22 protein-coding genes are annotated in these 20,751 nt (G+C 45.3%); 12 read left to right on the top strand and 10 right to left on the bottom strand.

The genetic code is table 11. From position 1 onward, the window contains the following. Positions 1-319: 319 nt before the first annotated feature. On the bottom strand, positions 320-661 hold the full coding sequence (locus ACYIA1_RS13940; protein WP_005866743.1) for a type II toxin-antitoxin system HicB family antitoxin: 342 nt from the start codon (positions 659-661) through the stop codon (positions 320-322). 11 nt (positions 662-672) lie between these two features. Beyond that, the gene (locus tag ACYIA1_RS13935) at positions 673-933 is read right to left on the bottom strand and encodes a type II toxin-antitoxin system HicA family toxin (RefSeq protein WP_036615281.1); all 261 of its coding nucleotides are present in this window, start codon (positions 931-933) and stop codon (positions 673-675) included. Between the two features lie 329 nt (positions 934-1,262). Here ACYIA1_RS13935 and ACYIA1_RS13930 point away from each other — a divergent pair, with 329 nt between their 5' ends. The 10 genes from ACYIA1_RS13930 (at position 1,263) to ACYIA1_RS13885 (ending at position 11,982) form a co-directional block, all read left to right on the top strand. Then, positions 1,263-2,576 carry a porin gene (locus tag ACYIA1_RS13930; RefSeq protein WP_005861166.1) on the top strand — a complete coding sequence of 438 codons (1,314 nt, stop codon included), beginning with the start codon at positions 1,263-1,265 and terminating at the stop codon, positions 2,574-2,576. 30 nt (positions 2,577-2,606) lie between these two features. Beyond that, positions 2,607-3,818 (top strand): imelysin family protein, encoded by a 1,212-nt coding sequence (locus ACYIA1_RS13925; protein ID WP_480335571.1) that lies wholly within the window; start codon positions 2,607-2,609, stop codon positions 3,816-3,818. 17 nt (positions 3,819-3,835) lie between these two features. Continuing rightward, on the top strand, positions 3,836-5,242 hold the full coding sequence (locus ACYIA1_RS13920) for a di-heme oxidoredictase family protein (protein ID WP_005866749.1): 1,407 nt from the start codon (positions 3,836-3,838) through the stop codon (positions 5,240-5,242). 22 nt (positions 5,243-5,264) lie between these two features. Further along, positions 5,265-6,500 (top strand): porin, encoded by a 1,236-nt coding sequence (locus ACYIA1_RS13915; protein WP_170105880.1) that lies wholly within the window; start codon positions 5,265-5,267, stop codon positions 6,498-6,500. A 9-nt stretch (positions 6,501-6,509) separates the two neighbouring features. Further along, complete coding sequence (locus ACYIA1_RS13910; RefSeq protein WP_480335569.1) at positions 6,510-7,217, top strand: hypothetical protein; 708 nt, start codon at positions 6,510-6,512, stop codon at positions 7,215-7,217. Positions 7,218-7,228: 11 nt separating this feature from the next. After that, positions 7,229-8,383 carry a Rid family hydrolase gene (locus tag ACYIA1_RS13905; protein ID WP_008778471.1) on the top strand — a complete coding sequence of 385 codons (1,155 nt, stop codon included), beginning with the start codon at positions 7,229-7,231 and terminating at the stop codon, positions 8,381-8,383. Positions 8,384-8,465: 82 nt separating this feature from the next. Then, the gene (locus ACYIA1_RS13900) at positions 8,466-9,155 is read left to right on the top strand and encodes a hemerythrin domain-containing protein (protein WP_010185248.1); all 690 of its coding nucleotides are present in this window, start codon (positions 8,466-8,468) and stop codon (positions 9,153-9,155) included. Between the two features lie 10 nt (positions 9,156-9,165). Then, positions 9,166-9,777 carry a response regulator transcription factor gene (locus tag ACYIA1_RS13895; RefSeq protein ID WP_005866756.1) on the top strand — a complete coding sequence of 204 codons (612 nt, stop codon included), beginning with the start codon at positions 9,166-9,168 and terminating at the stop codon, positions 9,775-9,777. A 171-nt stretch (positions 9,778-9,948) separates the two neighbouring features. Then, entirely contained in the window at positions 9,949-10,515 is a 567-nt protein-coding gene (locus ACYIA1_RS13890; RefSeq protein WP_121961248.1) for a DUF3575 domain-containing protein, read from the top strand. A gap of 18 nt (positions 10,516-10,533) precedes the next feature. Then, positions 10,534-11,982, top strand: coding sequence for a DUF3868 domain-containing protein (locus ACYIA1_RS13885; RefSeq protein WP_480335566.1), 1,449 nt, complete (start codon positions 10,534-10,536; stop codon positions 11,980-11,982). A 60-nt stretch (positions 11,983-12,042) separates the two neighbouring features. On the opposite strand, the gene ACYIA1_RS13880 is transcribed toward ACYIA1_RS13885, so the two are convergent. After that, the gene (locus ACYIA1_RS13880; RefSeq protein ID WP_005861189.1) at positions 12,043-13,113 is read right to left on the bottom strand and encodes an NAD(P)H-dependent flavin oxidoreductase; all 1,071 of its coding nucleotides are present in this window, start codon (positions 13,111-13,113) and stop codon (positions 12,043-12,045) included. Positions 13,114-13,368: 255 nt separating this feature from the next. On the opposite strand from ACYIA1_RS13880, the gene ACYIA1_RS13875 reads away from it, so the two are divergent. Further along, the gene (locus ACYIA1_RS13875; RefSeq protein WP_121962002.1) at positions 13,369-14,655 is read left to right on the top strand and encodes a porin family protein; all 1,287 of its coding nucleotides are present in this window, start codon (positions 13,369-13,371) and stop codon (positions 14,653-14,655) included. Positions 14,656-14,740: 85 nt separating this feature from the next. Next, positions 14,741-15,559 carry a PstS family phosphate ABC transporter substrate-binding protein gene (locus ACYIA1_RS13870; protein WP_005861193.1) on the top strand — a complete coding sequence of 273 codons (819 nt, stop codon included), beginning with the start codon at positions 14,741-14,743 and terminating at the stop codon, positions 15,557-15,559. A gap of 47 nt (positions 15,560-15,606) precedes the next feature. Here ACYIA1_RS13870 and ACYIA1_RS13865 read toward each other — a convergent pair whose 3' ends face one another. The 7 genes from ACYIA1_RS13865 to mgtE form a co-directional block, all read right to left on the bottom strand. Then, the gene (locus tag ACYIA1_RS13865; protein ID WP_005861197.1) at positions 15,607-16,386 is read right to left on the bottom strand and encodes a UDP-2,3-diacylglucosamine diphosphatase; all 780 of its coding nucleotides are present in this window, start codon (positions 16,384-16,386) and stop codon (positions 15,607-15,609) included. Further along, a complete protein-coding gene (locus tag ACYIA1_RS13860; RefSeq protein WP_005861198.1) occupies positions 16,383-16,700 on the bottom strand; it encodes a metal-sulfur cluster assembly factor in 318 nt (105 codons plus the stop codon). Before ACYIA1_RS13860 ends, ACYIA1_RS13865 begins: the two co-directional genes overlap by 4 nt. A 71-nt stretch (positions 16,701-16,771) precedes the next feature. Then, positions 16,772-17,479 (bottom strand): RadC family protein, encoded by a 708-nt coding sequence (radC, locus tag ACYIA1_RS13855; RefSeq protein WP_005866762.1) that lies wholly within the window; start codon positions 17,477-17,479, stop codon positions 16,772-16,774. 85 nt (positions 17,480-17,564) lie between these two features. Then, complete coding sequence (gene efp / locus ACYIA1_RS13850; RefSeq protein ID WP_121737042.1) at positions 17,565-18,131, bottom strand: elongation factor P; 567 nt, start codon at positions 18,129-18,131, stop codon at positions 17,565-17,567. Between the two features lie 100 nt (positions 18,132-18,231). Next, the gene (locus ACYIA1_RS13845) at positions 18,232-18,936 is read right to left on the bottom strand and encodes an LrgB family protein (RefSeq protein ID WP_005861201.1); all 705 of its coding nucleotides are present in this window, start codon (positions 18,934-18,936) and stop codon (positions 18,232-18,234) included. Positions 18,937-18,939: 3 nt separating this feature from the next. Continuing rightward, on the bottom strand, positions 18,940-19,278 hold the full coding sequence (locus tag ACYIA1_RS13840) for a CidA/LrgA family protein (protein WP_005861203.1): 339 nt from the start codon (positions 19,276-19,278) through the stop codon (positions 18,940-18,942). 111 nt (positions 19,279-19,389) lie between these two features. After that, positions 19,390-20,736, bottom strand: coding sequence for a magnesium transporter (gene mgtE, locus ACYIA1_RS13835; protein ID WP_005861206.1), 1,347 nt, complete (start codon positions 20,734-20,736; stop codon positions 19,390-19,392). Between the last annotated feature and the right edge of the window lie 15 nt (positions 20,737-20,751).

The following is a 20,751-nucleotide window of genomic DNA, read 5'->3' as shown; positions in this document are numbered from 1 at the left end:
TCTCTTCACAGGGAGGCCCTTTTTATGTGATGCCGGAAATAACCAATAAAAACTTCCCGACACTACGGTGTTAATCATCTTATATGCTTACATAAAATTAGCAGAAGGCTTTGGTTTGCGATATACTAATAGTGTTACATTCTTTTTGACATTGCAAAGATACGTCGGCCTATAAGGGTGCGCAATACCTATATGTATGTAAAAAAGGAGAGTTCGTACCTATTAATTGTTATATTCTTCTTCATGGCCAGTGCAATATGGCGTAAAAAAGGCGTGAAACCAAGTGGAATCACGCCTAAATCTATCTATGCCTTTATTTTTAATGGGCAAGCTTCAACTGATTCTCCAAAGCCTGTTTTATATACCCGTTAATCGTAGTTCCCGCCTCTTGCGCCAATGCTGCGATTCGGCTATGTATTTCTGGTGAAATACGGATATTTAACGTGCCACTATAAGGTTTACGAGGTTCCACGCCATCAGCCAAACAGCCGGCAAGATAGCTTTCTACTCCGGCTTCAAAATCCGCACGAAGTTCATCGATAGTATTACCTTCATAAAGAATTAAATCTTTACTCATACCAAGTACCTTTCCGCAAAGACAGTTATCAGCCTTACTGTACTCAACAGAACCTTTATAACCTTTGTATTCCAAATAGTCCATATTGAATCATTTCATTTAATTAAACCATTACTTTTTAAATGCTGATATATCGCTTTCATCATCCACTCCTTCATAATACTACCCGGATGCGGTTTATGAATATCAATATATTGTCCCGTCTGTTCATTTTTAAATCTCACGCGAGAACCTGACGTTGCACCTTTATTATGCTCGTTATAGCCATAAGAAGAAAGCAATTTTAAAGTTTCCTCGTAGGTGAAATCTTTAGGTAGTTTACAAAAATGCTCGATCAACTTTTCTTTAGAACCCATATCCTTGTTCTTTCTGCAAATGTAACTAATATTAGTTGCAAAACAAAAGAATATGGAGGAAAACTTCCCGACACTACAGTGTTAATCATTTAATGATCTTCTCGCTTGTAATAACTAACGCTTACCTCTGAAATAATACAAAACCGTATTTTCCAAAATTAACTATCAAGTTGTCTTGCGGGTCAATAATGGGGCCTATTGGGTGTGACGTCCTGAAAATATTCTTCCGGGATACCTATGAGTAGGTAATTAGGGTCTTATTTTACCTACTTCGGGCGATTGTAGCAAATTCTCAGCCCCTGTAATTTTGCCAAAAATTATAAAACGCAATGAGAACGTTAACAAATTTATTAGCGATTGGATTACTTTCCTTTACCGCTCTACATGCTCAAGAGAGTAATATGAGCTCTACCGTAAAGGCATCGGAGATGTATGCCGACGGTTTTTCTAAATTCCGTTTTGGAGGATATGGTGAGATGGCTGCCAGTTATATGGATTATGATTGGAATTGGGTGACACCTCAAGGTACATCACATATGAATCGGGCTACTGTCTCTATCCCTCGTTTTATTTTAGCTTTTGATTATAAGTTCTCTCCCAAATGGGTACTGAGTTCCGAGATTGAGTTTGAGTATGGAGGAACAGGCGCCGCACGGGAAGTGGAGTGGTACGAGGAGAATGGAGAATATGAGACCGAGATCGAGAAAGGTGGCGAGGTCGCCTTGGAGCAGTTCCATATCTCTTATCTGATGAACAAGCATTTAAACTTCCGTTTTGGACATATGATCGTACCGGTAGGCTTGACCAACGCACATCATGAACCCTTGAACTTTTTCGGTGTATATCGTCCGGAAGGAGAGACTACCATATTACCTTCTACTTGGCATGAGACGGGTGTGGCTCTATTTGGTGATTTAGGAAATTTCGATTACGAGTTACAAGTCGTTTCCGGTCTGGACCCACAAGGTTTCCGTATGGAGAACTGGGTTGGCAAAGGTACGCAAGGCGCTTTCGAGGAAACTCAATTTACGCATCCTGCCTTTGTGGCTCGTGTCAACTATAATGGAGTGAAGAAATTTAAAGGCTTACGTGTGGGCGCTTCTTTTTATTATAACCAACCCTCTAAGAATAGTAGCAAACCGCTGCGTAACCAAGGTGAGAAATATCCGCTTACCATCGTGACGGCGGACGCTCAATATAAAAGTCCGAACAATAATTTGATCGCCAGAGGTAATATCGTTTACGGCCATCTGGGCAACAGCAACGCTTTGACAAAGGTAAACAATAACTCATCTTCAGCTTCCGGATATCCTAATTCAACCGTGGCGGAGACCGCTGTCAGTTATGCGGCTGAGGTTGGCTATAATGTAGGTTCCTTCTTTAGTCGGAAAGCCCCTAGAATTTATCCTTTCGTTCGCTACGAATATTATAATCCGATGCAATCCGTGGAGAAAGGCAGTAATAAACTGGCGGATAGACGTCTTCAAAAGAGCGTGATTACGGCTGGCCTTAACTATTACGCATTGCCTAATCTGGTCGTAAAGGCGGATTATGCGCACCGTATTGTAGGTAAGGGTGATTATAATAGCCAGAATATGGTTTCTGTCGGTATCGCTTATATCGGCTGGTTCTTATCAAGATAATAGACTATTAACAAATATATATGTAAGAATATGAAAAAAGTACTTTTATTACCCATGATGTTGATGGGTGTGGCTTTGAGCTTCACTTCTTGTGGAGACAACAATGATCCGGGCAAGGACCCCGATGTTGTAACTTATGACTTTAAGAATCTTCCTGCGGATTCGGGTGCAAAACCAACAGAAGATCAGATGAGTGCGGTTGTCGCTACTTTCGTTGATGAGGTAGCTTTGCCTACCTATAAGGACATGTTGACAAAGATGACCGCCTATAAAAATGCGGTAGACAAGTTCATCGCGTCTGGTTCTAAGAATGATTTAGCGGATGCCTGCGACGCTTGGCGTGCGGTTCGTGTACCTTGGGAACAAAGTGAGGCATTCTTGTTCGGTGTGGCGGATTTGGCACAGCTCGACCCGAGCTTGGATAGCTGGCCTTTGGATAAGAACGGTATAGAGGAGATTATAGCTACAGGAGAATTCAGCAAGATTTCAGGAGCTGTAGACGAAGATGCGGAAGATGGTCCTCAAAATTTACGTGGATTCCATACGGCGGAAAAGATGTTATTCTTAGACGGCGAGCCTCGTGATCTGGAAACAAGCCCGTTCGCAAAGAATGAATTGGAGTATTTGAAGTTAGTGTCCGAACGTATGTTATCTGATACTCAAGACTTATACAATGGTTGGTTGAAAGGCTTAGGAACTTCGGATGTTCCTTCTTCTTATGCGGAGGCTATGAAGAAACATGACGGTTCTGCCTATTCCATTGGTAATGTGTATCAGGCGATTGAGCTTATGCTGAATGGAAATAATGGTATGGCTGGAATCTCCAATGAAGTAGGTTCCGCTAAGATAACTGACCCGGTGACCGCATGGAATGGAAGTAATAAAGACGCTACTGACCCGAATAACCCCGGTGTCTTGGCTGTAGAGTCTTGGTATAGCTGGAATTCCTTGGACGACTATAAGAACAATATCGTAAGTATCAAGAACGCTTATTTCGGCGGTCGTGATTTGGATGAGGAATCCGCTTCCGAGAGTAGCTTGCATGCGTTGACTAAAATGATTAATCCTACGTTGGATAGTTTGATGGTAGTTCAAATTGATAAGACAATCGACGCTATCAATGCGATCGGCTATCCTTTCCGTAACAATCTAGGGGATACGGAGCATATCAATACAGCTACAGAAGCTTGCGCTGATTTAACGACAGGTTTGGGCGTTGTTAAGTCTAAGTTCACGAACTAATCGGACAAGCCGATACGATGAAACGAAGATTACTTCTATTATTCGCTTTATCCGGTAGTCTGCTGTGTAGTTGCGAATCCGAGGACTTGGAAAATTGGCAGGTTAAGAAACCCAATGGGCAGGTAGCTTCCGAGAAGGAATTGTCCGCGGGTATCTCAACCATTTTCTCCAATGCCCCGGATGCGTACGATACGCAGGCAAACTGGGTTACGGGCGAATTAGAGACGCGATTTAATCGTGGTGATGGATTGTACGACGATGCTCGCGGTGTTGAGAATGTGGATGGTGGAGGACTAGGGCCGCTTTATGCCGGATATTCTTGCGGTTCCTGTCATAAAAGTACCGGGCGGACCCGTCCGGCTATAGCCGATGGAGGTTCCGGCCCCGGCTTCTCATCCATGCTTATTTATATATCACGTAAAAGTGGCGGCTATTTTCAAGATTACGGCCGGGTACTACATGATCAAGCGATATACGGAACGAAACCGGAGGGAAGGGTTAAGATTACTACTACTTCCCAAAAATATACGTTCCCCGATGGGGAGGAATATGAGTTGGTCACCCCTCATTATGAGATAAAGGAATGGTATGCTGATAGTATCCCGATGTCGGATTTACGGATTTCCGTACGTCAACCCTTACGGCATGTCGGAATGGGGCAGATGATGGCGCTCGACTTGGATATGCTAAAGCAGATCGCTGCTAAAAGCAATTATCCGGAATATGGTATTAGTGGACGTATAAACTATGTGACGGAAAAGGGAAAGAAGCAGATCGGTATCTCTGGTAATAAGGCGAATCATGCCGACTTAACGGTGGAATTGGGATTCTCTTCCGACCTCGGTGTAACGAACGATCGTTTCCCGCATGAGGTAGGAGAAGGACAGAGTAATATGATGGGTTTTGCCATGACCGGGGCGCAGGTCTCTACGGAAGATATGGAAGATGTGGATTTATACCTCCAGACCTTGGGGGTACCCGCCCGTCGGAATGTGGATGATCCTACGGTTCTTCAAGGAGAGCAACTTTTCTATCAAGCGAAATGTCATTTATGCCATGTGACTTCCTTGAAGACACGCCCTCGCGGATCTGTCCTTTTGAATAATACGGAATTGCCTCAATTAGGTAATCAGGTGATCCATCCTTATTCGGACTTTTTATTGCATGATATGGGGGTTGAGCTAGGGGATGATTATCCCAGTGGCTTGGCCAACGGTAATGAATGGAGGACTACCCCGTTATGGGGATTGGGATTACAAGAGGTCGTAAACGGCCATACCTATTATTTACATGATGGCCGTGCCCGGAACCTGACGGAGGCTATTATGTGGCATGGTGGGGAAGGGGCTGCGTCGCGTACCCTATTCTCTCGCATGACAAAAGACGAGCGGGCCGCTTTGATTAAATTCCTACAAAGTTTATGAATAAATAACGCATAGAATCGAAATGAAAAAAATATATAGGACGTTGCTTGTGGTGCTTCTATCAGCGGGTGTTTTCTCTGTGAAAGCTCAAGATACAAAGAAAGAGATGGATGATAAATATGTAGAGAACGATGTGGTTTCACTAGCGGGAAAGAAGGGCTTTTCCTTTTCTACCAAGGCTGGTGACTTTTTGTTTAAGCCCTATGCGTTGGTACAGGCAAGCGTTTGCTACAACCGGTATGACGACCAAGGGCTGGAAAGCCATTATGCCAAGAGCGTAGCGAACTCTGGTTTCGCGATCCCTAACGCTATTCTCGGTTTTACGGGTAAGGCTTTTGGACGGGTTACTTTCAATTTATCGCTGAATGCCGCTAAGAGTGGAGGGGCCTTATTGCAACAGGCTTGGTTCGACGTAGCGATCAAGGAGTCGTTTCGTATCCGTGTCGGTAAGTTCAAGACACCGTTTATGCATGGCTATTTAAGTACTTTGGGGGAGACGTTGTTTCCGGTACTGCCTTATTCCGCTTCCCAATCCGTATTGCTTCCTTACGACGTGAATTATGTCATACCGAATATGTCCACGGGATTCGACTTGGGTGTACAGGTTCATGGTTTGATCAATGATAAATGGAATTATCAAGTCGGTATTTTTAATGGTACGGGTATCGACGTGAATTTGGCGACTAAGACAAACTGCGATGATCATAAATGGTTGCCTTCGCTGTTATATGCGGGTCGTCTGGCCTTTATGCCGAAGGGGGAGATGCCAACGTCTCAAGGCTCGCCGGAGAATCTGAACGACGATAAGATGTCTATCGCCGTATCTGCCTCTTATAATGCGGAGGCTGAGTTCTTGACCAGTAGCGACACCCGTGTGGGCGTTGAGTTCGCATGGATCAAGAACCGCTGGTATGTAGCAGCCGAAGGTTATTATATGAATATGCATTTTACCAAGATCATGCAAAAGCCGGATAAGAATTTCTGGGGAGCTTACGCTCAATTGGGCTATTTCATCACTCCGAAATTACAGGGTGCTTTGCGATATGATTTCTATGATCGAAACGCTACGGATGAGGGTGGTTTGTTAAATATGCCCGCCGCTGGTTTGAATTATTATTTCTTTAATAATAATTTGAAACTACAGGTTATGTATCAATATTTAGGTCGTAGCGGTCATGCTACGCAGAATGACCGGGATGAGGACGCTATTGGATTGGCTCGTCACTCCGCTACGGCTATGTTGCAGTTCACGTTCTAATCTTTGGGTATGAAACGATATAGTCTATATATAATGTATGCCGTATTCCTGTTATTCGGGCTGGGTTGTGATGAGGGTAAGATTTATCCGGATGAGACGGTTGATTCCGGGCGAACCGCTACCGTGTCACTTTCTTTCACTGGCCTGAAAGCTTGGCCGAAGGAGAATATGCTCTCGTTATGCGCTTTTGGCGAGGATAAGTCGAAACCTTTGCAAACCCAGCGTATCAGTAAGCCGGCGGAAGACGGCAAAAGACTAAAACTCCGATTGAATAATGTCACTCCGGATACGAGGAGTATAGAGGTCGCTGTGATTAGTAGGGGATTGCGGTTGGTTTACTCCTATTATACGTCTCCGGTGGATGATTCGGACGAACCGCTTGATTTGTCTGTGGGCGAATTGGATTTAGCGAGCTTCAAACGTGTACAAGCGCAGGTGTTCTACTTGAATTGCTTGTCTTGTCATGGCGGGGGATCGGGATTGGCCGGTCAGCTGGATCTTAGGGACGATGTTGCCTATAAATCCTTAGTGAATGTCAAGGCGCCCCTTTCGGAAGAGGGTAAGAACTACGTGACCCCGGGTGATATAAACGATAGTTTCTTGCTGGATATATTGGAGGATAATCCGGTACATAAGGATATGTTCAATAGTTCTGGGAAACAGGAGGTCCTTGCTTTGATCCAAGGTTGGATCTTAGGAGGGGCATTGGATAATTGATAAGAAAGAAAATGATGAATTATACGAGAAAAATAGATACGGATAAAGCGGTAGAGGTTCAGATCTCTTCATTCACGGGCAAAGGTGGAACAACGGAATATCAGGTGATGGTATCGATTACAGACCCTTGTTTGTCTTTCGTGGAGCAATTGCAAAACCTTTTGCGGGTTTATGTGACTGTCGTGAAGGAAGAGCTATCGAATGACGCTACCGCCGTTTTCCGCCGTTATTTTTTAAGTGACGCGGCTAATCAGACGGATAGCGTGATGGAGTGGGAGTGCGAGAGCGCCTTTTGTCCGCTCTCTATCGTGCAGCAACCGCCTTTGAATGGAACAAAGATCGCTATGTGGACTTATTTGCAAACGGGCATGTCGGTACAAACGTACGATTCCGGTTTACTGGAAGCGTCGCATAACGGTTATAGGCACCTCTGGGGGGGAGGTGCCTTCAATAAGGCGGCCAATTCGGAATACCAGATCCGGCTTTTATTGAATGACTATGTGATGCAATTGATGGGGCAGCGTTGTACGTTGGCCTCTCATTGTGTCCGTACTTGGTTCTTTGTGCAAAACGTAGACGTGAATTACGCCGGTGTGGTGAAAGCCCGGAAAGAAGTTTTTATCACGCAGAATCTTACGGAGAAGACGCATTATATCGCTAGTACGGGTATCGAGGGACGTCATGCCGATCCCTCGGTGTTGGTACAGATGGACAGTTATGCGGTGGATGGGTTGGAGCCGGGACAGATTCAGTTCCTTTACGCTCCCACGCACTTGAATCCTACTTATGAATATGGAGTAACCTTCGAGCGGGGTACGGCTGTTACGTATGGGGATCGTAAACAGGTCTTCATCTCGGGTACGGCGAGTATAGATAACCGGGGAGAGATTGTCTATCCGGGCGATATCGTAAAACAAACCGAGCGGATGATGGAAAATATCAGCGTGTTGCTGAAAGAGGCGGACGCTACTACTCGTGATATTACGCAGGCGATCACCTATTTGAGAGATATGGCTGATTATGCGGTGGTTAAGAAGTATTTTGAGGCGCATTACCCGGATTTGCCACATTTGATAGTCTTGGCCCCCGTTTGCCGTCCCGGATGGTTGATAGAGACTGAGTGTATAGCGGTCGTGCCGACGGAGTCGTCCTTTAAGCCTTTGTGAAATAATAATAAATGTACGAGATATGGAAGAAAAAGGAGTATATTTGGCTATTCAAACACCAAGACAAGTTAGAAAGAAGCCTATGTATAAAAATGGAATGTACCGGGAAACCGATAAAATGAGTGATCTGATCTGCGAGAACTATCCGATGGTTTTAGTCATGAGCCGTTTTGGTATAGCGCTCGGGTTCGGAGAGAAGAATATCGGGGAGGTTTGCCGGCAGAATGGGGTGGATGCTTGTACTTTCCTGACGGTCGTGAATTTCTTGGTCGAGGAAGTGAATACGCCTGTCGAGAATATCAGCAAATGCCTGTCGATCGAGAACTTGATCCGCTATTTGCATAATGCCCATGATTACTTCTTGAACTTCCGCTTGCCACATATCCGTCGTAAATTGGTAGACGCTATATCCGGGTGCCCGGAGGATGTCGCTTTTGTGATCACGAAGTTTTTCGATGAGTATGCGGAGGAGGTAAATAAACATATGTCTTATGAGGAACGTGCTGTTTTCCCTTATGTCCGTAATTTGTTGGAAGGAAAGAGAGATCCGAAATACAATATTACGATCTTCCGCAAGCGTCATGATCAGATCGAGATGAAGATCACGGAGTTGAAAAATATCCTGATCAAATACTATCCGGGAGCGGGTACGAATATGCTGAATAGTGTCTTGTTCGATATTTTTGCCACGGAGGAAGACTTGGCTTCACATACCCGTGTGGAGGATTATTTGTTTGTACCGGCCATATTGGCTTTGGAAAAACAATTATAAGCATGAATCGATGAGTACAAATCTAAAGATTGCGATAGCCGAACCTTCTGTTATCATAAGGAGCGGACTGGAGAACCTGTTGAAACGGTTACCGGGTTTCCGTATCCAGATGGTGGAGATTCATTCGGTGGAATCTCTTTTCGACTCGCTTCGTATGCACAAACCGGATGTGTTGATCGTGAACCCGGCTTTGCCCGGCTATTTCACGTTGCAGCATTTGAAGGAGGAAAGCGGCTGTGCCGAGATGAAATGTATCGCTTTATTATATTCTGTCTCAGACAGTGTGTTATTGCGTTCTTATGATGAACAAATTAACATATACGATAGCGCTGATGAGATCAAGCACAAATTGGAACGGTTGAACGCCGAGGTACTTCCGGATGACGAGCCGGAAGGGGATGACGAGCAACAATCGTTAAGCTCGAGGGAAAAAGAGATCGTAGTCTGCGTCGTGAAGGGAATGACAAACCGGGAGATAGCGGATCGTTTGTTTCTTTCTACGCATACGGTCATCACCCACCGTCGTAATATCGCTCGGAAACTTCAAATTCATAGTGCCAGCGGTCTTACGATCTATGCGATTGTCAATAAGCTGGTCGAATTAGGCGACATCAAGCAGTAATCGTATATTTATAAGTAAGTTAAAGGGAATGTGGATAAGCGATAAAAGCGCCTTCCGCATTCCCTTTACTATTAATATAATTAAATTTAATGATCATATCTTATTAACGCTTATCGAAAACTAAAACCCGTTTATTCCTGTTTCTTCTTCAAATCATTAAGCTTATAAGAAATGAAGAAAGCATTTTTACTTGGATTAGCATTGTTATTTTCCTTATCTATGAGCGCACAACATTTCGCGTTGAAGAACAATCTTCTCTACGACGCGACTACGACTCCGAACTTAGGATTCGAGGTGGGCTTAAGCAAAAAGGTTACATTGGATGTCTCGGCGGGATATAATCCTTTCAAGTTCAATGACGGTAAGAAACTGAAGCACTGGCTTGTCATGCCGGAAGTGCGTTATTGGACTTGCGAGAAATTCAACGGTACGTTTATTGGCGTGCATGCGTTGGGCGGACAGTATAATATCGCTGGGATTAAATTACCCTTTGGCATATTCCCTAATTTGAAGGACCATCGTTATGATGGTTATTTGTACGGTGGCGGACTTACGTTGGGACATCAATGGATACTGAATAAGCGTTGGAGTATAGAAGCCGCTATCGGCGCCGGTTATGCCCGTGTACATTATGATAAGTATAATTGCGGGGAATGTGGCACCAAGATCGAGACCAAGAACTCGAACTATTGGGGTGTAACGAAAGCGGCCCTTTCTATCATTTATTTTATCCACTAAAAAACGATCTAGAGAGATATGAGACATTTATTGAGTATATGTATCGCTTTATTGTTCCTCGGAGGTGTGAGCCTACAGGCACAGAACGGTGTGCGAGGAACTGTTAGTTTCGAGAATGTAAGCGCAAAGAAGGACGGAAGCCGGCTTATGATGAATTTTACGACCAATCTGAGCAATCTGCGTTTGAAATCCCAAGAGATGGTCATCCTGACACCGGTATTGCAATCGGTGGATAAATCGCAGTCTTACCAGTTTAACCCGATCGTGATTACCGGGCGGGCACGTATGAAGGCGTTGAACCGTGAGTTGGGTTTCAATAGTTATGAATTTCCCCAAACTCCTAGCTTGATTATCCGTCAGACGAAGAAGGGGCCGGAATTGATTCCGGTGGAATTGTCCGTACCCTATGCGGGATGGATGCGAAACGCTACCTTGATGGTGGATGAGAATACCACGGGATGCGCTTCTTGTGAGGTCTCAAATGACATCTATGGGGTGATGAGCCGTGTATTGCCTCCGTTAGCTCCTCCCGTTTATGAGCTTAGCTATGTTACTCCTCCGGTAGAGCCTGTGAAACAACGGAGCGAGACGCATTCCGCTTATTTAAACTTTGAGGTAGGCAAGTCCGTATTGTTACGTGATTTCAAGGATAACGCTACCGTGCTGAATGAGGTGAATAAGATTGTAACGGAAGTCCGTAACGATAAGAATCTTAGCTTTACCGAATTTAAGGTTACCGGATACGCTTCCCCGGAAGGTGGCTACGATTATAATATGAGATTGTCCGAGAGTCGTGCCAAGGCTTTTGTCGCTTACATGAAAGATAAGGAGAAGATAGATCCTTCCTTGATGAAAGTGAATTGGATGGGTGAGGATTGGATCGGATTGCGTCAAGAGGTTACGAAATCGGATTTGGCGAATAAGAAGGAGATTCTGGAGATCTTGGATATTCAAGATATAAACAAGCGCAAGGCTAAACTACATGCCTTGAACGGAGGTCGGACTTATAAGATATTATTGGATAAATACTATCCTCCTTTAAGACGTATTGATTATACCTTGGCTTATATCGCACGTCCGTTCGACGTGAACGAGGCCAAGCAAGTGATCAAGACGAAACCTCAATATTTAAGTTTGAATGAGATGTTCTTGGTAGCCAATTCTTATGATAAAGGTAGCGATCAGTTCAAGGAGGTATTCGATATCGCCGTTCGTCTTTATCCGACCGACCCGATCGCTCAATTAAATACGGCGGCCCTTGAGATTGAGACTGGTGCTTACGATCCGGCCATCAGTCGTTTGCAAGGTATTAATTTGCCGGAAGCATGGAATAACCTAGGTGTCGCTTATGCGATGAAGAAGGATTATACGACCGCTATGCAATATTTCGATCAAGCTGCCCAAGCCGGCGTGCAAGATGCCGCTGCGAACCGGGATGAGCTGGCTGCTTGGTTAGCCGAGCAATAATGGAGATACTTACCTTCGAATATAAAAAAAAGCCCCCGTTTCCGGAGGCTTTTTTTGTGCTTATAATTTCGCTTTCCATTCATTCATCAACTCGGTAATGGTTTCCCGTACCGAAGTGATCTTATTCGCTCGCCAAGCGTTACTGCCGGCGAAAGCGTATCCATTCTCGAAATTCCCTTTGAAGGCGTTGTATAAGGCGGTGACGATACAATACGGGCTGCGTGATATATCGCACGTCTTGATACAGTTGAAGGGACAAGCTTTCGGTTGCTTGATTCCCGCCTTTACTTTCTCAAGGAAACTGCAATGGATGGCTCGTCCGGGCATGCCGACGGGACTTTTGATGATCTCTATGTCCTTCTCCTCGGCCTGTATATAGGTCTGTTTGAAGGCTTCCGAGGCATCGCATTCCGTGGTGGTAACGAACCGGGTTCCTAACTGAACGCCTGATGCTCCAAGGTCTATCATGCGTTTGATATCTTCACCCGTATAAATGCCTCCTGCCGCGATTACCGGGATCTTTTTGTCGTATTTCTGCTCGAAATGAGAGACTTCCTCTACGACTTGAGGTAATAATTCTTCCAATGAGAAATGCTGGTCTTCCAACTGGTTTTCCTTATATCCCAGATGTCCACCCGCTTTCGGGCCTTCTAGTACCACCGCATCCGGAAGATAATCATAGTTATTCTTCCATTTCTCGCAGATGATACGTACGGCACGTGCGCTGGAAACGATGGGAACCAGCTTGGTGACGCTATCTTTCTTGAGGAAAGAAGGCAAGTCCAAAGGCAGTCCAGCACCGCTGAAAATGATGTCTACCTTTTCCGCTATACTGGTCTTTACCAGTTCAGCGAAGTCGGAAAGAGCTACCATTACGTTTACGCCGATGATACCTTTCGCTTTTTCCCGGGCCTTGCGGATCTCTTCCGCTAACCCGAGATTCCCAGCTTCTGTATAATTGCTGGGTGACAATTTCTTATATAAAAGTCCGAGACCGGCTGCGGAGATAACGCCGATCCCACCTTCATTTGCGACGGCCGAGGCTAAGCCGGAAAGAGAGATGCCTACGCCCATTCCACCTTGGATGATTGGAATACGAGCCTTTAGGTCTCCGATTGTTAATGTCTTCATTAAAAAAATAAATATAGTGTTTCAATAATCGAGGCAAAGGTAGCACAATATCCCAATAAATGTGCGAAATGGACCAGAATTATCGCGCAAATATTCTAGTCATGTGCAATGTATGGAACGAACCGATTATTTTATGTAAATTCGTCCCTGAATAATTAGGCAAGACGTCTGTAACAGGATTGTAATGTATGTGAAACGGGTGTGAAACAGGAGCGTTGTAACTTTGCGACGCAAATATAGTTTTTATAGTTAGGAATGAAATTTGGAAAAGTTATAGCGCTCATGTTAGTGCTGCTTCCATTCAGTATGGGAGCGCAGGAGGTGGATCAGTCGGTGGAAAAACGTATCGATTCCTTGGCTACGGAAGTGACTACCTTGGATAAGGTAGTCCAGAAGCTAAGCAATTTCAAGGTTTCCGCTTATATCCAAGGACAATACCAATATGGACAGGAGGACGCTACCTTGAAGGTGGGCGATAAGAACGAGAACTTGGATAAAGGGTTTAACCGGATCGGTATCCGCCGGGGCCGTATGAAGTTCGAGTACAATGATGGGATCGGAACAGGTGCTGTCCAGATCGAGGTGAATGATAAGGGAGTAAGTTTCCGTGATCTGTATATCGGTATCAAGGACCCTTGGACGAAGCGTAGCCAGTTGATGGCTGGTGTGTTCAACCGTCCTTTCGGTTATGAGGTCTGTTATTCCACGAGTTCTCTCGAATCTCCGGAGAGAGCGACTATTATCCAGTATTTCTTCCCGGATGAGCGTGACTTGGGAGCGATGCTTACCTTACGTACCAAGACTACCAGCCCATTGAGTTTCTTGCGATTGGATGCCGGTCTGTTTGCCGGAAACAGTATCAACCGGGAGACGGATAGCCGGAAAGATTTCATCGGGCGTCTGGGTGCCGAGAAGGCGATAGGCGACTGGGGAAAATGGGGAGCCGGTTTCTCCTATTACCATGGTTTTGTCTACAACCCGACTACCGAGGCATATGAGATGCGTGGCAATCATTTCGTTAAGAGGGATATGGGAGAGACGGGTACTTATATGAAGCGCCAGTATTTAGGTTTGGATGGACAGTTTAGTTTTCTTTCATCTTTAGGAAAGACCACTCTCCGTGCGGAAGGTTTGATCGGTACCCAACCCGGTATCGCCGGGAGCAGTAAAAGCCCGAACTACAGTACCCGACCGGAGAATTTGCCGGAAAATTCTTTGTTTAAGCGCCCTTTCCTTGGTTACTTCTTTTATTTGGTACAGGATATAGGCGCCTCTCCTTTCTCCGCCGTATTGAAATATGACGTTTACGATCCGAATACGAAGGTGAGTGGAAATGAGGTAGGGGCGGAAAATAGCTTCACCTCAAAAACCGACTTGGCTCAAAGCACGATAGGTATCGGCGGTATCTATAATTTCAATAAACATATCCGTCTACAAGCTTACTACGAGTTTAACTTCAATGAGAAAAGTAACCTCGTGAAGGGCTACGAGAACGACCGGAAGGATAATGTATTGACAGTCCGTCTTCAATATAAGTTTTAATTCATAGGATTGTAATATCTGTTTCATCCCATTGAAATACCGAAGTATTTATTTTGTATCGTAAATAAAAGATAAATACAAAGTAATGAAGAAGACGATTTTATTAGCTGCCATGGCAGCGTGTTTGTTTGCTACGAATGTGTTTGCCCAGAAGATAAAGGGTAGCGATACTTGTTTGCCTCTTACCCAGACTGAAGCCGAGAATTTCATGAATAAGAACAAAGCTGCTAAGATAACGGTGACGGGTGGTGGCTCCGGCGTGGGGATCTCCGCTTTGATGGAAGGCACTACGGATATAGCGATGGCTTCCCGTAAGATGAAATTCGACGAGCGCATGAAGTTGCAAGAAGCCGGGAAGAAAACGAAAGAGGAGGTGATCGCCTACGACGCTCTGGCTGTTGTCGTGCATCCTTCCAACAAGGTATCCAATCTGACCCGGGAGCAATTGGAAGGCATTTTTACCGGCAAGATCAAGAATTGGAAAGAAGTGGGTGGTGCGGATATGAAGATCGTGGCCTATTCCCGCGAGACTTCTTCCGGAACCTACGAGTTCTTCAAGGAGAGCGTGTTGAAAAATAAGAACTATATGAACGGTATCTTGAGCATGCCGGCTACAGGTGCCATTATCCAAAGCGTAAGCCAGACGAAAGGAGCCATTGGCTATGTAGGTCTTGCTTATTTGAATAAAGAAGTGAAGCCGATCCATGTATCGTATGATGCCGGAAAATCCTACGTGGAGCCTTCGTTGGAGAACGCAAGGAATAAGACCTATCCGGTTGTCCGTCCGTTGTTCTACTACTATGAGACGAAGAATGCCTCAAAGGTGCGACCGTTCATCGATTATGTGATGTCTGCCGAAGGACAAGCGACGGTGAAGAAGGTTGGTTATATCCCGGTAAAGTAAGCGGAGAATCCGGACAGCGTTGTATGAGCACATCATACAACGCTGTCTTATGTGTTGGGATAAGATTGTCCGTCCGTCTCTTCCAGAAACTGATCCATATACAGATTCTCGCCATCCCATACGATATAAGAGAAGAATTGCATCCAATCCCCGGCTATGAGAATACGGGAGGTACGGCTTAACATCAAGTCCAACATGATGTGGCGATGGCCGAAAATGAAGAAGTTTATATCGGGATGCGTCTTTAGATATTCCTTGGCGAAAACAACCATATATTCAGCGTCTTCCCCTTGATACTTTTTAGCCTCTTGCTTTTCCAGTCCACTCTTCCGGCTGTTGAGCGACCAACCTAAAGCGAACCCGAACGTCCAGCGGGGATGTATTCCTGCATATAACCATTGGCAGAACTTATTCCGGAAAATAGCCCTGATCAGACGGAATGCCTTACTCCGGAAATCTACCTCATCGCCATGCCCGAGGAAGAAACGTTTCCCTAATAAATCGACTGTCAAGGTATCCCGATGGATGATGGCGCCTATCTCTTTCGGCAAGTAGTCGAACATCCAGATGTCATGGTTACCGATAAAGATATGTATTTCTATGCCTCTGTCCGCTAACTCGGCCAATTTCCCCAGAAAACGTACATGGCCTTTCGGCACGACGTATTTGTATTCGTACCAATAGTCGAATAGATCTCCCAGAAACCAAATGGCGGAAGCGTCTTCCTTGATGCTATCCAGCCAACGTACCAGTTTCTTCTCGATGGCTAAAGGGTCCTTGTGGAAACGGGCTCCCAGATGTGCGTCTGAGGCGAAATATATTTTCATAGAAAACCTAATTCCAGTTTAGCCTCCTCCGTCATCATGTCCTTGTCCCATTCCGGCTCGAAGACGAGGTTTACCTCTACATTGTTCACCCCATCGACCGCTTCTACCTTCATACGGACATCTTCCAATATGAAATCGGCCGCCGGACAGTTCGGGGCGGTGAGGGTCATATCGATGCGTACATTTTTTTCCTCATCGATATCTACCTTATATATAAGCCCAAGATCGTATACGTTTACGGGTATTTCCGGGTCGTATACCGTCTTCAGCATAGCGACGATCGCTTCTTCTGTTTGGAGAAATTCGTTGTTCATCTTCTTTTGTTTTATACGCGAATATACATTAATACTTCTATATACTAAACCGGGGGAAAAGAGAATTTGTTTCACCGGACCAGCCTTCCTTCATCCGCATAGCTATAATAACCGCTATCGGACAGGATGATATGGTCCAGTATCCTAATATCCATCAGCTTCGCCGCCTTTTGGATACGCTCGGTCAAGGCATCGTCGTGCGTACTGGGGCGGAGGCTACCGGATGGATGATTATGGCATAGGATTATACCGGAGGCCAAGGCGTTGATCGCCGCTTTTAATACCAAACGGATATCCACGGAAGTCTGGTTTACTCCGCCCTGACTGATTTTTACCTTTTGTATCACCTTATTTAATGGATTGGTTAGAGCGATCCAGAGTTCCTCATAAGGTAAATCGCATAGTTGGGTACGGAATAGGAGATAGGAGTCTTTGCTGCTTCGGATAGCATCTTGAGGAGACGCCTCTGAGGTTTCCCGCCGTTTCCCTAGTTCCATAGCGGCGCAGATCGTGACCGCCTTCGCCTCTCCGATACCTTTAAAGCCGGAAGTTAATTCTTTGATGGAACGTTTACCCAATGTATTCAGATTGTTGTTTACGGAGTGAAGTATCCGTTGAGAGAGTTGTACGGCCGTCTCCTCATTGTTGCCGGATCCGATCAGTATGGCGATCAATTCGGCATCGCTTAATACGGAAGCGCCTTTTTGAAGCATTTTCTCACGGGGCCTGTCTTCTTCGGCCCATTCCTTGATGGAAAGTTTTCCTGTCTTTTCTTTCATAGTCGGGAAAGGTTTATGATTTGGTTAAAAAAATAGTTCCCGCCTGCTTATCAAGCGGGAACCGTATATTTTGACAAGACCCGGATTACTCGCGGATACGGCCTACGTAAGAACCATCAGTCGTATTGATCTCGATAATCTCGCCCTCGTTGATGAACAACGGAACGCGAACTTCCGCACCAGTCTCTACGGTTGCCGGTTTCAAGGTGTTAGTAGCAGTGTCACCTTTAATACCCGGTTCTGTATAAGTAACTTTTAATTGAACTTTTGTAGGCATGTCGGCGAAAAGAACCGTATCGGTAGATGCATCAGAAACAACGTCTACAATTTCTCCCTCTTTCATGAAATCAACGCCGTTGATCAAGTTTTTGTCGATGATCACGTCATCGAATGTCTCTTGGTTCATGAAATGATAATGCTCGCCTTCCGTATAAGTGAACTGATACGGGCGACGCTCTACACGTACATCTTCCAACTTCTCACCGATGTTGAAGCGACGCTCGATCTGACCGCCTTTTACAACATCTTTCAATGTGGTACGCATGATGGTATTACCTTTACCCGGTTTTACGTGAAGGAAATCGACGCAGAAATAGAGTTTTCCGTCCAAACGGATACAAGTTCCTTTCTTAATGTCTTGTGAATTGATCATATTTATTTTCTTTATTTATATATGTTATAGAGTAATCCTTAACGATTTTCGGGTGCAAAAGTAGTACATTCCTGCTAAAGTAGCAAAAAGTTTTGCGTATTTATATGGAAAAATAGTTGCAAATCAATCGAATAACCGGAACCAAGACCGCTGTCATGATACCCATCAAGCCAATCGCCAGTCCGCTTAATGCTCCTTCGATGGCCCCGATTTGAATGGCCGCTGCTGTTCCTACTCCATGGGAGGAAGCCCCTAACGCCAGTCCTTTAGCGATATGGCTATCTATTCCCAGTACCCTCATCACGATAGGGCCCACTATACTGCCAAAGATTCCTACCGCTACGACGATGACGGCGGTAAGTGAAGGTATGCCGCCCGCTTTCTCCGCTATCCCCATAGCGATCGGGGTGGTGACGGATTTCGGTTGGAGCGTGGCGATCAACGCTTGGTCGGCTCCCATCAATTTACCGATGATGATTACGCTTACGATTCCGACAATGGCCCCGACAAATACGGAAGTCAAGATCGAAACGACATTTCCCTTTAGATATTGGATTTGCTCATATAACACATAGCCAAGGGCCACTACGGAAGGCCCCAGCATAAAATGGATCAAATGACTGCTTTGCTGGAACGACTCATATTGAATGCCTAGGACTTCCAGTACCACGATAATCACGAAGATGGTCGTAAGCAAAGGATGCAAAAGACTGATATGGACTTTCTTGTAAAGAGCCAAGGAAGTCAGGTAGGTACCAATTACCAAGGTAAGAGCGAAAATCTCGGAATGCGCCAGATTATCCATGGTCTATTTTCCCTTTTCCAGTTTTTGTTGCACCAACGCTACGCTGGCGATGACTAAAATTGTACTTACTACGGAAGCGATCAGCAGGACTGCCCAATACTCGGAGATGATCCCGAAGGAATTCATAAGCCCTACACCGGCAGGAACGAAGAATAATCCCATGTTTTGGGTAAGAACCGTGGAAAGGCGTTTCACCTTTTCAGGTTTTACTTTCTTGAACGCGAGGGCTAAGAACAATAGCACCATCCCAATTACGCTACCCGGTATGAAACCGTCGATAAAGTAGCTGATAAACTCTCCCGTGAAATAGAAGAAGAGAATGTAAAAAGCTTCTGTTAGCATAGTTTTTCTACCTTTTTTGATAACCGCTACAAAGATAACAGCTATTTCGTAGATATGTTCTATAACATATTATTTTAACATAATAGGGGCGGGGTTCGCCCACCCGTGGCATCAAGCTAACGCAGAAGTAATGAACATATAAATCATCATACCGATAATATCGTTGGTAATGGTGATAAACGGTCCGGTCGCCAAGGCCGGATCTATCTTCATCTTATCTAAGGTCATGGGAACTAACGTGCCGAATATACTGGCGAACATTACGACGGCGAATAGGCTTAAAGATACGGAGGCCGTAATCCCCCGGTCTCCCAGCATGAAGAAGTTGTAAATGAACACGACCAGACTGATAATGCTGGCATTGATTAACGAGACTACGGACTCTTTTAGGATTTGCGGTACGATATTCCCTTCCTTCAAGGTATTGTTTGCCAAGCCTTGTACCACGATAGCGGAAGATTGTATGCCTACGTTTCCACCGGTACCACCGATCAGCGGGATAAATAGCGCCATCTTCGGGTTAGTGGCGAAACTGCTCTCGAAACCACCGAGGATAACGGAGTTTCCCAATCCTCCGATCATGCCGATCAGCAGCCAAGGTAGGCGGGCGGCGGTTTGGGTGAATACATTATCCGAGGTTTCCACGTCTTGCGAGATACCGGATGCCAACTGGTAATCACGCTCGTGTTGCTCGCGTACCTCATCCATAACGTCGTCGATCGTGATACGTCCTACCAGACGTCCGATACTATCGACTACGGGCAAGGCTACCAAGTCGTATTTCTCGATCGTCTCCGTAACCTCCTCGATACTGTCGCTGTCGCGAACGGAGATCGGGTCTTTTTTCATGACGTGCTTGATCTTGGAGACAGATGGGTGGGTGATCAGTTTCTGCAAGGGGAGCACACCTTTCAAGCGCTCGTCGTCATCCACTACATATACATAATAGATCTCGCTCATCTCCTCCGCTTGCTTGCGCATCTCGTCGATACATTTGGGCATACTCCAATTCTCGTTCACCACGATCATCTCGGTACCCATCAAACCGCCGGCGGTGTCCTCGTCGTATTTCAACAAGTCCACGATATCACCGGCCTGCTCTACGTCCTCGATATGCGAAAGGATCTCCTCTTGGGTATCCTCGTCCAACTCACGCATCAAGTCAACGGCATCATCCGTTTCCATGTTATCGACGAAACGCTTGGCGATAAGCTCATTGGGAAGTTCCTTCAATAATTTATGACGGTCTTCCTCATCCAGCTCCATCAAGACATCCGCCGCTTTGTCGCCATCCATCAATAGATAGAGATAAATGGCCTCTTGCAAGTTCAGTTCTTGATAAAGCTCGGCTATATCGGCAGGATATAGTTCATGAAGTACCTCCTGTGCCTTCGCGTCATCTTTGGCCTCGATGATGCTTTTCAGGTTCTCGATGTAATCTTTCGTCAGTTCGATCATTGGACTCTTATATTA

Source organism: Parabacteroides sp. KHUB-02 (genome assembly GCF_056640955.1).
This window is presented reverse-complemented; position numbering and strand designations above follow the sequence as displayed.